This window comes from Hymenobacter sp. (genome assembly GCF_031398885.1).
In the GTDB taxonomy this organism is placed as follows: Bacteria; Bacteroidota; Bacteroidia; order Cytophagales; family Hymenobacteraceae; genus Hymenobacter.
The window spans coordinates 1-12,598 of the sequence record NZ_JANNOD010000084.1 but is presented as its reverse complement, the minus strand read 5'-3'; the positions used below and the strand labels follow the sequence as shown (position 1 = coordinate 12,598).

11 protein-coding genes are annotated in these 12,598 nt (G+C 64.5%); 9 read left to right on the top strand and 2 right to left on the bottom strand.

The features are described from left to right. Positions 1–28: 28 nt before the first annotated feature. Both tsaE and RMO51_RS16070 read left to right on the top strand, forming a co-directional pair. On the top strand, positions 29–466 hold the full coding sequence (gene tsaE, locus RMO51_RS16075; protein WP_310396310.1) for a tRNA (adenosine(37)-N6)-threonylcarbamoyltransferase complex ATPase subunit type 1 TsaE: 438 nt from the start codon (positions 29–31) through the stop codon (positions 464–466). Positions 467–553: 87 nt separating this feature from the next. Then, positions 554–1,780: an alanine dehydrogenase gene (locus RMO51_RS16070; RefSeq protein ID WP_310396309.1), complete on the top strand. Its 1,227-nt coding sequence runs from the start codon at positions 554–556 to the stop codon at positions 1,778–1,780. A gap of 53 nt (positions 1,781–1,833) precedes the next feature. On the opposite strand, the gene RMO51_RS16065 is transcribed toward RMO51_RS16070, so the two are convergent. Continuing rightward, positions 1,834–2,064 carry a PID-CTERM protein-sorting domain-containing protein gene (locus tag RMO51_RS16065; protein ID WP_310396308.1) on the bottom strand — a complete coding sequence of 77 codons (231 nt, stop codon included), beginning with the start codon at positions 2,062–2,064 and terminating at the stop codon, positions 1,834–1,836. A gap of 568 nt (positions 2,065–2,632) precedes the next feature. Next, on the bottom strand, positions 2,633–3,562 hold the full coding sequence (locus RMO51_RS16060) for a flavin reductase family protein (protein ID WP_310396306.1): 930 nt from the start codon (positions 3,560–3,562) through the stop codon (positions 2,633–2,635). Between the two features lie 110 nt (positions 3,563–3,672). Between RMO51_RS16060 and RMO51_RS16055 the strand changes: the two genes are divergently transcribed. From RMO51_RS16055 to RMO51_RS16025, 7 genes are all read left to right on the top strand, one after another. Continuing rightward, a complete protein-coding gene (locus RMO51_RS16055; protein ID WP_310396304.1) occupies positions 3,673–4,623 on the top strand; it encodes a M28 family peptidase in 951 nt (316 codons plus the stop codon). Between the two features lie 188 nt (positions 4,624–4,811). Next, entirely contained in the window at positions 4,812–5,126 is a 315-nt protein-coding gene (locus RMO51_RS16050) for a helix-turn-helix domain-containing protein (RefSeq protein ID WP_310396302.1), read from the top strand. 156 nt (positions 5,127–5,282) lie between these two features. Beyond that, on the top strand, positions 5,283–6,929 hold the full coding sequence (locus RMO51_RS16045; protein WP_310396300.1) for a hypothetical protein: 1,647 nt from the start codon (positions 5,283–5,285) through the stop codon (positions 6,927–6,929). 41 nt (positions 6,930–6,970) lie between these two features. Further along, positions 6,971–8,482 (top strand): MFS transporter, encoded by a 1,512-nt coding sequence (locus tag RMO51_RS16040; RefSeq protein ID WP_310396298.1) that lies wholly within the window; start codon positions 6,971–6,973, stop codon positions 8,480–8,482. A gap of 131 nt (positions 8,483–8,613) precedes the next feature. Next, positions 8,614–8,838: a hypothetical protein gene (locus RMO51_RS16035; RefSeq protein ID WP_310396296.1), complete on the top strand. Its 225-nt coding sequence runs from the start codon at positions 8,614–8,616 to the stop codon at positions 8,836–8,838. 179 nt (positions 8,839–9,017) lie between these two features. Further along, entirely contained in the window at positions 9,018–11,843 is a 2,826-nt protein-coding gene (locus tag RMO51_RS16030) for a sensor histidine kinase (protein WP_310396294.1), read from the top strand. A gap of 133 nt (positions 11,844–11,976) precedes the next feature. Beyond that, positions 11,977–12,354 (top strand): response regulator, encoded by a 378-nt coding sequence (locus RMO51_RS16025; RefSeq protein ID WP_310396292.1) that lies wholly within the window; start codon positions 11,977–11,979, stop codon positions 12,352–12,354. Positions 12,355–12,598 lie beyond the last annotated feature (244 nt).

The following is a 12,598-nucleotide window of genomic DNA, read 5'->3' as shown; positions in this document are numbered from 1 at the left end:
GTGGGCGGCACTTGGTAATTTTGCCCTCGTGCTTGTCTCCGCCATTTCCGTTCCTGCGCTGGCCGATTTGGCCGCTGCCGCCCAGCAACTGCAAGCGGCGATTGCGGCCGCCGGGTGCAATGTGGTGGCGTTTGAGGGCGAGATGGGGGCGGGCAAAACCACCCTCATCCGGGCGCTGGCGACGGCCTTGGCCGTGGCCGACGACGTGAGCAGCCCCACCTTCGCCCTGGTCAATGAATACCGCGACGGCCGCGGCCAGCCCGTGTACCATTTTGACTTCTACCGCATTGATTCCGTTGAGGAAGCCGAGCGCATGGGCGCCGCCGAGTACCTCGATTCCGGGTATCTTTGTTTAGTGGAATGGCCCGCCCGCGTGGCTGCTTTATTGCCCGTGCCCCGGCTTGAGGTTCGCCTGAACGTGCTGGGCGGCGGGGCTCGCGAGATTCAATTAAAAATTATAAATTAAGAATTAAAAATGATGGAATACTAATTGGGAAGCAGCATTCACGCTAATTCTTAATTCTTAATTTCTAATTATTAATTCCATCACCTTATGGCCGAACAGCTACCTTCCGGTTTTGAGTCCCTGGCCACCAGCCGCGCTTATTTCACGCAGGAATCCATGCTGGCCGTGGACACGCGCAAGCGGAAGCTTTTCATCGGCCTGCCCCGCGAAACGTCACTCCAGGAAAACCGCCTCGGCCTCACCCCCGAAGCCGTGCAGCACCTCGTCACCGAAGGCCACGAAGTGGTGATGGAAGCCGGGGCTGGCGAGCCCAGCAAGTACGCCGACCACGCCTACTCGGAAGCCGGCGCCCAGATTGCCTACTCCACCGAAGAGGTGTTCAAGGCCGACGTGCTGCTGAAGGTGGCCCCGCCCACGCTCGAAGAAATTGAGCTGCTGCACGCCAACCAAACCCTGATTTCGGCCCTGCAGATGGGCTCCATGACCCAGGAGTACATCGCCGCGCTGGCCCGCAAAAAAATCAACGCCATCGGCTTCGAGCTGATGAAGGACCCCAGCGGGGCCCGACCCGTGGTGCGCGCCATGAGCGAGATTGCCGGCTCCACGGTGATGCTCATTGCCGCCGAGTACCTGGCCCGCTCCAACGAGGGCAAGGGCATCATTTTGGGCGGCATCACGGGCGTGCCGCCGTCGCAGGTGGTGATACTCGGGGCCGGCACGGTGGCCGAGTACGCCGCCCGCGCCGCCACCGGCCTGGGCGCCGAGGTGAAGGTGTTCGACAACCACCTCTACAAGCTGCGCCGCCTCAAGCACAACCTGGGCATGCAGCTCTACACCAGCACGCTGGACACGTTTGCGCTGAGCCAGCAAATCCGCCGGGCCGACGTGGTCATCGGCGCCCTGGCAGTCGAGGACGGCCGGATTCCCTTCATGGTGCCCGAAGAAATGGTGGCCAGCATGGCCCCGGGCTCGGTCATCATCGACGTGAGCATCGACCAGGGTGGCTGCTTCGAAACCAGCGAGATGACCAGCCACAACAAGCCCGTTTTCCGCAAGTACGACGTGGTGCACTACTGCGTGCCCAACATCGCCTCCCGCGTGCCCCGCACGGCCACCAACGCGCTCAGCAACATTTTCACCCCCATTCTCCAAGAAATCAGCAAGCAAGGTGGCATCAACGAGGTGCTGTTCACCAACGAGCACTTCCGCAGCGGCGTGTATCTCTACCGCGGCTCGCTGACCAACGCCATGATTGCCAAGAAATTTAACCTGCGCTATAAAGAGCTGGGGCTGCTGATTGCCGTGCGCAACTGAGGCGCGGACGCGGAATCACTGCAAACCTTCGCTGTTTTAGAGTAGCCTCGACTTTATCGCGCCTGGGCCTTGCGACGGTCCCGCAGCTTTTTCAGGCCCAGGGCCACGCCGCTGGCCAGCAGCAAGGAAGCGCCGCCGTCAATGGGCACGGCGTTGGGGTCGACGGGCGGAACGGGGTCTGGGCCGGGGCCGCCGGTACCGGGCTGGGCCAGGGCCACGGCGGCCGAAATCACCACGAGCAGGGCCGTGCTGCACAACGCACTTACGAGGGTATGCTTTTTCATGGGGCAGGAGGTTGAAGAATGGGGATGGAGAAACGGGGCCGTCACCCGAGCCTAAGCAAACTAAAACTAATTGTTCAGCAACTGCTTCACTGCAACTGTTACGACGCACTTGGGTGCTTGGGTTGCGGCGATGGCCAGCCGAGTATCTTCAACGCAGCTGCGTCCACCTGGCAAGCGAAGCGGCCGGGTGGCAGAACAGGCTGCGGCGGTCTGGCCTGGCTATCGGTCCCGCGGATAAGCTGTCCCGCGGCGGTGTTAAGTTGGAGCGGCTACCAGTGAAATTAGCCGACAACCAGACAGATAAGATTTATTGGAGCAGTCCGAAGTAGTAACCCAACTGCCCTTACAGACTACGGACTGATGCGGACTTCGGATTTAAAACGGGCAACTTTTAACAAGAAATAATTTTAGGATAGAATATTCGTAATCCACAGGCCGCGGTTCTCGCAGCAACTTTTTCGTCCTACCCCATTAATTGGTTTCGCCGAGTTAATGCTGCGACGGTAAACGGGCCGTTCCGGGGCAGGGCTTGCCCGCGCCGATGGGTGCCCGCAATTCAGGCTGTGGCTCACTCGTTGCCGGCCAGCAACAAGACTTTCCAGGCATCCAGCAACTGGCCTTCTTCCAGCATCTTTTTGCCCAGTAGGGTCAACTGGCGCTGCTGTTCACTGGGCTGGTCGCGGTGCTGCTGTAGTACGGCGCTCACCAGCGGGTGCCGGCGAAATGCTTCCACCTGCTCGGCTGCGGGCAGAGCCGATTCTTCGATGTTGGCCAGGCGGCCCAGGTTGTTGCCGGTGAGAACGTCGGAGGTGCGGATATGGGCGGGAAGCTGGTCGATGCCGATGCCCAGGACGCGGTTGGGCTTGGATACCTCGAAGAGGCTGGCGCCGCTGGCCCGGCAGTACCAGTCGCCGCCCAGGCGGGCCACGGCGTCGAGCTTAAACGGGTCGATGCCGGCGGCGTTGGGCAGTAGGATGTCGGTGCGAAAATGGGCGCGCACCACCCGGCAAATGACCAGGTTGCCGGCCCCGTTGTTCCGGCCCAGTTCCACCACTTGCTCCACCACGCACTCGAAGGCGGCCGGCGCCTCGGCTACGCGCGGCGGCCGCACCAGTTCCGAGGGCAGCTCGGTGAGCCCGGCTTTGAGGAATTCGTTCGTGCCCTGGGCGTACTCGGTGCTGGCCAGGGACATTTGCTCCACGAGGGCGAAATCGCAGATGTTGATGACGACCTCGGGCACCTCGCGCACGTTCTGCAAAGTGTGCTTCTGGGAGTTGTCGCGCACCCGGTTGGCCGGCGAAAACACGAGAATGGGCGGGTTGGAGCTGAAGGCGTTGAAAAAGCTGTACGGGCTCAGGTTCACCCGGCCCGCGGCGTCGACGGTGCTGGCGAAGGCCACCGGCCGCGGCGCCACGGCCCCCACCAGAAACGGGTGCCACTGGGCGGGCGTGAGGTCGGCGGGCGTGAGCGAGTGAAACGAAGCAGGGGTGGGGGGCATGGAAAACGGCGCGGCCGCTGAGTGTCGGCCCCAGTGGCCAAAGCTAAGCGCCCGCCCGAAAATTAGCTTCGTACGGCGGTATTGCGGGGACGTCTGCTAGCTTTGGCCGCATGCGCGCGCTCTTGTTTCTGTTTTTGCTGACCGGTTCGGTTGCCGTTGCCCAGGTTCCAGCGGCAGGACGCCCGAGGCCGCTGGCCGACACGGCCCGGCTGCGTCGGCACCTGCAGTACCTCACCACCACGGCGCAGCCGCGCAACTACCAGCACCCGGCGGTGCTCGACTCGGTGGCCGGGTACCTCCGGCGCCAGTTGCAAGCAGCGGGCGCCCGGGAAGTAGCGGAGCAACCCTACGCCGTGGGCGAGCACACCTACCGCAACGTCATCGGCTCGTTTGGCCCGGCGGTGGGGCCGCGCCTGGTGGTGGGGGCGCATTATGACGTGTGCGGCGAGCAGCCGGGGGCCGACGACAACGGCACGGGCGTGGCCGCCCTGCTGGAGCTGGCCCGGCTGCTGGGGCAGCAGCCGGCGCTGCCGTACCGCATCGACTTGGTGGCCTATACGCTGGAAGAGCCGCCGTTCTTTCGGACGCCCAACATGGGCAGCTACGTGCACGCGGCGGCTCTGCGGGCGGCGGGCGTGCCGGTGCGCGGCATGGTGGCCCTGGAAATGCTGGGCTACTTCGACGACCGGCGCGGCTCCCAGCGCTACCCGTTCGGCCCGCTGAAGTTCATCTACGGCAGCCGGGGCAACTACGTGACCGTGGCCCAGAAATTCGGCAACGGCCGCTTCGGCCGGCAGTTTGCGCGGCGCTACCGGCGCGGGGCCCGCTTGCCGGTGAAGCAGTTCAAGGCCCCGGCCTGGCTGCCGGGCATCGACTTTTCCGACCACCTCAACTACTGGCATTTCGGCTACTCCGCCGTGCTGCTGACCGACACCGCCTTCTACCGCAACCCCAGCTACCACCAGCCCACCGACGGCCTGGCCCGGCTCGACATGCGGCGCCTCGGGCTGGCCGTGGAAGCGCTGCTGGCTGCGGTCCTGCCCGGGCCAACCGATTTATGAGGGACTGAATATTCGCTAAACAGGTATATGTTTGCTGAATAACTGTAGCTTGCCGTCGTTTCCGCAAACGTTTCCGTGCCATGACTGCGCCCAAGTGCCCCAAATGCGAGTCGCCGGAAGCCACGAAAAGTGGCGTAGTGGGCAACCGGCAGCGGTTTAAGTGCCGGAACTGTGGCTACCACTATACCGTGGCCAAGGTAGGCCGGGAGGTTGACAGCTACTACGTCATCAAGGCCCTGCAACTCTACATTGAGGGCGTGAGCTACCGCGAAATCGAGCGCCTGCTCGGCGTGAGCCACGTGAGCGTGATGAACTGGGTGAAAAAATACGGCGTCCGCGCCCCGCGCCAGACCGACTACCACCCGACGTACAAGATTTTCAACCAGAGCGAGCTGGCGGCTTTTTTTCAGGTGCCCGGCAACCTCAAAGGCGCGGGCATGGTGGTAACGGAGCTGGGCGACAAGTTTATGGTGATACGCTGGGAGCGGTTTCGGGCCGGGTAGGCGCGGCGGGGGCAGGGGCGAAGCTATAGCGTTTAGCGAAAGTATAGGGCCGGGGTAGCAAAGCGGGGGCGGGCAGTGCTACTTAGCCGCCACAAAGCCAGTCCAGACCCGGGTCTGGTGGCCGCCGTTTCTCCTTCACCAACCTCCTTCCCGCTTATGCGAATTCCCCGCTACGCCTTGGCCCTGAGCGGCCTGCTGCTAACCGGTGCCGGTGCCTCCTTTGGGCAAGTAACGCCGCCGCCACCGCCGCCCACCACTCCAGCTCCGGCGACCGAGCCCGCCGCGCCGGCCCCGGCCAGTACGAACCCGGTGCCGTCGGCCGCGCCAACTCCCTCCACGCCCGTGGCGCCGGCTGCCGGCAGCGCCGCTACCCCCACGCCCACCGAGAGCGTGCCCTACGGCGCCGGCATGAAGGTGAACATTTCGCCCGACGGCTCGAAGTACCTGCGCTTCCTGGTCTGGAGCCAGGTGTGGTCGCGCTACACGGAGAATAACTCCAACACTCTCCGCGCGCCGGGCAAGCTGCAGACCGACCAGTTCGACTTCGCCCTGCGCCGGTCGCGCCTGATTATGCTGGCCCAGCTCAACCCGCGGTTTCTGATTTACACGCACATCGGCATCAACAACCAGACGGCCGTGAGCGGCGGGGTGACCCCGGCCGTGGACGGCAAAAAGCCCCAGCTGTTCATCCACGAAGCCGTGGTGGAATATAAGTTGAACAACTACGTAAGCCTGGGCGCCGGCATGCACTACCAGAACGGCCTCTCGCGCCTCACGCGCAGCAGCACCCTGAACTTCCTGACGATGGACGCGCCGCTGACCAACTGGCCGGTTATCGAGGCCATCGACCAGTTTGCCCGCGGCATCGGGGCCTACGCCAAGGGCCGGGTGGGCAAGCTCGACTACGCGCTGAGCGTGAACGAGTCGTTCCTCTTCAACCAAGCCGGCCTCTTCAGCACCCCCGTGGGGCTGGGCGCCACCACCGGTACGGGCCCGGCGGCCACCAACCAAGGCAACAACCGGGCGGAGTACCACCCGCAAGGAACCAAGCATATCTACCAGGGCTACGTGAGCTACGAGCTGTTCGACCTGGAATCGAACCTGCTGCCCTTCAACGTGGGCACTTACCTGGGCACCAAGCGGGTGCTCAACTTCGGCGGCGGTTTCTTCTACAACCCGGACGGCATGGCGTCGCGCGGCACCGAAAGCGTGCTTGATGCGACGGGCATTGCGGCGGCCACTGCGGGGGGCATTCCCGCGTACAGCAACGCCGCTTACGGCGTCCAGGCGCACGACATCGGCCTGTGGTCGCTCGACGCCTTCTTCGACACGCCCGTAAATAAGGAAACCGGTACGGCCTTCACCTTCTACGGGGTGTACTACAACTACGACTTCGGCCCCAACCACGTGCGCTTCATCGGCGCCTCCAACCCCGGCTACGGCGTGGACCCCCGCCGCGGCAACGCCGTGCCGCAGTCCGGTACCGGGCAGGTGGGCTTCGTCGAAACCGGTTTCCTGCTGCCCAAAAGCCTGCTCGGCCCCAAAGTGCGGGTGCAGCCCTACGTGTCGCACCAGCTGGCCAGCTACGAGGGCCTGCGCGACGCCAGCGGCGAGAAGCGCGGCGTGAACATCACCGACCTGGGCGCCAATTTCTACCTCGACGGGCACAACGCCAAGTTCACCCTCAACTGCCGCGCCCGGCCCGACTTCTCGCTGCCCTCCGGCACGCCCGCCTCGGTCACGGCGCCCTCCGATATCAAGTACCGCCCCGAAATCACGCTGCAAACGCAGGTGTTCCTCTAGGCCGCAGTTCCCTTATTCGCTAAACCCCACATTCCCATCTCATGGAACAGCGCATTCCCACCGCGTACGGCGCTCCGGTCGACACCGCCGTCGCGCACGACAACAACTCGACCCCGACCGGCAAAATCTGGCAGGTGATTACCGCCTCGTCCGTGGGCACGGTCATCGAGTGGTACGACTTCTACATTTTCGGCTCCCTGGCCACCATCATCGGTCCGGTGCTCTTTGGGTCGAAGGGCAAGATTGAGGACACCCTGCTCGGGGCCCTGGCCGTATTCGGAGCGGGTTTCGTGGTGCGGCCGTTCGGCGCCCTGTTCTTCGGGCGCATCGGCGACCTGATTGGGCGGAAATACACTTTCCTGCTCACGCTGCTCATCATGGGCGGCGCCACCTTCGTCACGGGCCTGATTCCAGGCTATGATAAAATTGGACTGGCGGCGCCGGCCATTGTGGTGGTGTTGCGGCTGCTGCAAGGGCTGGCCCTGGGCGGCGAATACGGCGGGGCCACGACTTACGTGGCCGAATATGCGCCCGATAACAAGCGGGGTTATTACACCAGCTTCATCCAAATTACGGCCACGGCCGGCCTGTTCATGTCGGTCCTGGTCATTTTGGCCACCCGCAAAATTCTTGGGGAAGATGCCTTCAAAGAGTGGGGCTGGCGCATTCCGTTCCTGCTCTCCGGCTTCCTGATTGTGGCTTCCTACTACATCCGCCGCAAGCTGGCCGAGTCGCCGCTGTTTGCCAAGGCCAAAGCCGAGGGCAAAACCAGTACCAACCCGCTGCGCGAATCCTTCGTGAACCCGGTGAACCGCCGCCTGGTGCTGATTGCGCTGTTCGGCGCCACCATGGGCCAGGGCGTGGTCTGGTACACCGGGCAGTTCTACGCCTACTCCTTCATGCTTTCCACGCTGAAAATGAGCATCGTGGACGCGGCCATCGTGCTGTGCACGGCCCTGCTGCTGGCCACGCCGTTCTTCGTGTACTTCGGTAGCCTGTCGGACCGCATCGGGCGCAAAAAAATCATCATGGCCGGGCTGCTGTGCGGGGCCTTGTTCACGGTGCCCATCTTCTATGGCATCAAGGCCTTCGCCGGCCCGCTAACCGAGAAAACGGCCGCCATCCCGGCCACGGTGGACGCCGCCGGCGCGGCGGTGGCCGCCGTGCCCGCCGTGATGCAGTCGGCCTCGCCGCAACTCCTGCCCATGATTGCGCTGGTGTTCTGCCTGGTGCTGTTCGTCACCATGGCTTACGGCCCGATTGCGGCGTACTTGGTGGAGTTGTTCCCGACCAAGGTGCGCTACACTTCGCTCTCGCTGCCTTACCACATCGGCAACGGCGTGTTCGGCGGGTTCGTGCCGTTCATTGCGACTTCGCTCACGGTGTGGGCCGCGGCGCAGCCGGCGGGCACGTTCTCCAAGGAGTACAGCAGCTTCATGGGGCTGGCTTACCCCGTCGTCATCGCGTTACTCTGCTTCTTCATTGGCTCGGCGCTGATGAAGGACGTGCGCAACGTGAAGCTCATGGACGACCAGCCCTCGGCAAAGGCGTAGCCGGTCCGCGCGGGGCCCTTTCGGTCCTGAAAAGCCGTTGGTCCGCTGGGCCGGCGGCTTTTTCGTTAAATTGGAGGGCTGCTGCACGCACCGCGCGGCGCCCGTTTATGCCCCCTGACCCGGAACCACCCATGCCGCCCCGCCCCGACCAGGCCGAACCGCGCCGCGGCCAGCGCCTCTTGTTTCTGTCCGTGCTGTTCGGCGTGCTGCTCAATTTCCCGCTGCTGGCCGTCTTCGACCACGACGGGCGCGTGGGCGGCGTACCCATTCTTTACCTCTACGTGCTGCTCGTGTGGGTAGCGCTGGTGGCTTTCACTGGCTACCTGGCGAGGAAATCAATTAGGAATGAAGAATGAGGAATGGAAAGCGGATAAGATAAACAGAACGTCATGTCGAGCTTGCCGAGACATCTCGCTCGCCTTATTGAACGATTGAATTACTACCCCACGCGAGATGCTTCGGCAAGCTCAGCATGACGTTCCTTTTGCTCATTGCTCATTGCTCATTGCTCACTGCTCACTGTCAATTGAAATAAATGTCCAAGCTGCTTGTCGTTGCTTTTTCCTTCGGCTACCTGGCCCTGCTCTTCGGCGTGGCCTACGCGGCGGAACGGCGCTCGGCGGCCCGCAAAAGCTTGGTGAGCAACCCTTACGTCTACGCCCTGAGCATGGCCGTGTACTGCACGGCCTGGACGTATTATGGCAGCGTGGGCCGGGCCGCGCACTACGGGCTGGAGTTTGTGAGCATCTACCTCGGCCCCACGCTGCTGGCCCCGCTGTGGTGGCTGGTGCTGCGCAAAATCATCCGGGTGTGCCGCCAGCAGCGCCTCACCTCCATCGCCGACTTCATCTCAGCCCGTTACGGCAAAAGCGCCTCGCTCGGGGCGCTGGTAACGGCGGTGTGCGTGCTGGGCATTGTGCCCTACATCGCCCTGCAGATTAAGGCCATCGCCGCCTCCTTCGTTACCATGACCGGCAGCGGGGCCGGCGCGGGCGGGCCGGCCGCCACCACGGCCCTCTACACCACCGGCGCGCTGGCCGTGTTCACCATTCTCTTCGGCGTGCGCTCGGTGGAGGCCACCGAGCGGCACGAGGGCATCGTGCTGGCCGTGGCCGTGGAAAGCCTGCTCAAGCTGGTGGCGTTTCTGGCGCTGGGCATATTTGTTACCTACGGCCTGTTCGATGGCCTGGCCGACGTGTTCGACCAGGCGGCGGCGGTGCCGGCCCTGCGGCAGCTGTTCACGCTGCGCGGCAGCGGCACGGGGGGTGCGGAGTGGTTCACGCTGCTGGTCCTGAGCATGTCGGCGGTGCTGCTGCTGCCCCGGCAGTTTCAGGTGGCCGTGGTCGAGAACGTGGACGAAAACCACCTGCGCAAGGCCATGTGGCTGTTTCCGCTCTACCTCGTCGTTATCAACCTCTTCGTGCTGCCCGTCGCGTTCGGCGGCGTGCTGCGGCTCGGTGGCACGGGCATCGACGCCGACACCTTCGTGCTGGCCCTGCCGCTGGCGGCGGGGCAGTCGGGCCTGGCGCTGTTCACCTACCTGGGCGGGGTGTCGGCGGCCAGCAGCATGATTATCGTCGAAACCATTGCCCTGAGCGTGATGATGAGCAACCACCTGCTCATGCCCCTGCTGGTGCGGGTGCCGGCGGCCCAGCCCCCCCTGCAAACCCGCTGGTTTGCCTACCTGGGCCGCGTGGCCCTCGAAAGCCGCCGCCTGGCCGTGGTGCTGGTGCTGCTGCTGGCCTACGGCTACTACGCCGTGGTGGGCAAGCAGCTCCCGCTCGTCAACACCGGCCTGGTGTCGTTTGCGGCGGTGGCGCAGTTCGTGCCGGCCGTGCTGGGCGGGCTCTACTGGAAGGGCGGCACCCGCCGCGGGGCCACCACGGGCCTGTTGGCGGGGTTTGCCGTGTGGTTCTTTACCCTGGTGCTGCCCACGCTGGTGGGGCCGGGCCGCCTGCCCGAGTCCATCCTGACCGCCGGCGTGTGCGGCATCGCGGGTCTGCGCCCGTTCGCGCTGTTTGGCCTCGACGGGCTCGACTACCTCTCGCACGGCCTGTTCTGGAGCTGGCTCTTCAACATTGGCCTCTACGTGGGCGTGTCGTTGGCCGTGCCGCCCACGGCCCTGGAGCTGCGCCAGGCCGACGTGTTCGTGGACGTGTTCAGCCGCCGCAGCCTGGGCGAGGAAGTGGCCGGCTGGCAGGGCCGCACCCCGTACCCCGACGTGCGGGCCCTGCTGCTGGGCTTCCTGGGCAAGAAGCGCACCAACCAGGCCCTGCGCACGTTTGCCACCCGCTTCCCGGACGCGCTGCCGCCCGAAAACGCCTTGCCCGCCTCGGTGCCCCACCACTTCGTTTCGGCCGACCCGCGCCTGCTCACCTACGCCGAAAAGCTGCTGGCCGGCAGCCTGGGCCCGGCCTCGGCCCGCATGTTGGTGGCCTCGGTGGCGGGCGCCGAGCACATCAGCTACGACAACGTGGTGGGCATCCTGCGCGAGAGCCAGCAGCTGCTCGAAGCCAACCGCCAGCTCCAGAAACAGAGCCGCCAGCTCCAGCGCCTCACCGACGAGCTGCGCGCGGCCTACGACCAGCTCCAGGCCCTCGACCAGCGCAAGGACGAGTTCCTCTACACCGTCACCCACGAGCTGCGCACCCCGCTGACCAGCATCCGCGCCCTGGCCGAAATCCTGGCCGACAACCCCGACCTGGAAGAGCCCGAGCGCCAGCGCTTCGAGCTCACCATCAGCCGCGAGGCCGAACGCCTCACCCGCCTCATTTCGCTGGTGCTGGATTTGGAAAAGTTTGAGTCGGGCCAGGCCACCCTGGAGCGCGCGCCCGTGCCCGTGCCCGCGCTGCTCGGCGAAGCCGTGGAGGCCGTGGGCCAGCTCCTGCGCGACAAGCACATTGCCCTCGACCTGGCCGTGGCCCCCGGCCTGGCCGCCCTGCCCGCCGACCGCGACCGGCTGATGCAGGTGCTGGTCAACCTGCTCTCCAACGCCGTCAAGGCCTGCCGGGCCGACGGCACCGGCCGCATCCGCGTGGGCGCCGCGTGGGCCGTGGCCTCGGGCGCCGGGCCCGCCCTTGCCGGCATCGCCCCGGTGCCGCACCACCTGGTCATCACCATCGCCGACAACGGCAAGGGCATTGCCCCCGACGACCAGCTCCACATCTTCGACAAGTTTTTCCAGGCCCACCACCAGACCACCCGCAAGCCCGAGGGTACCGGCCTGGGTCTGGCCATCACCAAGAAAATAGTGGAGCTGCACCAGGGCCGCCTTTGGGTGGAAAGCCAGCCCGGCCAGGGCGCCACCTTCTACGTGGAGCTGCCGGTGGCCGAAGTACCCGAGCTGGTTGGCAGTGATTAGTGGTCAGTAGTTAGTGGTCAGTTGACTGACTGCTGATGTTCAATAATTCCCCATCAACTACTAGCAACTGACGATACCAACCATTGCCCACTAATCACTAACCGTTAATCACTAACCACTATTCTACCTGTTCATGAAAACGCCCCATATCCTTATTGTTGATGACGAGCCCAATATTGTCATGTCGCTGGAATTTCTCATGCGCAAGAACGGCTACCACGTGGGCATTGCCCGCAACGGCACCGAGGCCCTGGCCGCCATCGCCCAGACCGACTACGACCTGGTGCTGCTCGACGTGATGATGCCCGACGTGGACGGCTACCAGGTATGCGAGCAGCTGCGCCAGCGCCCCGACCGGGCCAACACCAAGGTCATCTTCCTCTCCGCCAAGAGCCGCGACGCCGACGCCCAGCGCGGCTACCAAGCCGGCGCCGACCTCTACGTTACCAAGCCCTTCAGCACCCGCCAGCTCATGGAAAAAGTCCGCGAGCTGCTCGGCGTAGCCGCCTGACACCCCCGACGAAACCTCACCCCCCGGCCCCCTCTCCCGCGGAGAGGGGGAGCCTGACGGAAGTTAAAAGTTGAGAGTTAAAAGTTAAACTGCCCGTCTGCCTTTTAACTCTTCACTTTTAACTGACTCCCGGTGCCCCCTCTCTGAAGGCTTCGCGCTTCAAGCGAACCGGGGGTCAGGGGGTGAGGCCCCCGAACGACACCTACCTTCCCAAACTCCCACCCGCCATGAAACCCGCCTGCTC

Bases quoted from the DNA above. Each gene is read 5' to 3' on its own strand.
- RMO51_RS16065 (WP_310396308.1), bottom strand. From the start codon at position 2,064: ATGAAAAAGCATACCCTCGTAAGTGCGTTGTGCAGCACGGCCCTGCTC.
- RMO51_RS16070 (WP_310396309.1), top strand. From the start codon at position 554: ATGGCCGAACAGCTACCTTCCGGTTTTGAGTCCCTGGCCACCAGCCGC.
- RMO51_RS16025 (WP_310396292.1), top strand. From the start codon at position 11,977: ATGAAAACGCCCCATATCCTTATTGTTGATGACGAGCCCAATATTGTC.
- RMO51_RS16030 (WP_310396294.1), top strand. From the start codon at position 9,018: ATGTCCAAGCTGCTTGTCGTTGCTTTTTCCTTCGGCTACCTGGCCCTG.
- RMO51_RS16040 (WP_310396298.1), top strand. From the start codon at position 6,971: ATGGAACAGCGCATTCCCACCGCGTACGGCGCTCCGGTCGACACCGCC.
- RMO51_RS16055 (WP_310396304.1), top strand. From the start codon at position 3,673: ATGCGCGCGCTCTTGTTTCTGTTTTTGCTGACCGGTTCGGTTGCCGTT.
- RMO51_RS16035 (WP_310396296.1), top strand. From the start codon at position 8,614: ATGCCGCCCCGCCCCGACCAGGCCGAACCGCGCCGCGGCCAGCGCCTC.
- RMO51_RS16045 (WP_310396300.1), top strand. From the start codon at position 5,283: ATGCGAATTCCCCGCTACGCCTTGGCCCTGAGCGGCCTGCTGCTAACC.
- RMO51_RS16060 (WP_310396306.1), bottom strand. From the start codon at position 3,562: ATGCCCCCCACCCCTGCTTCGTTTCACTCGCTCACGCCCGCCGACCTC.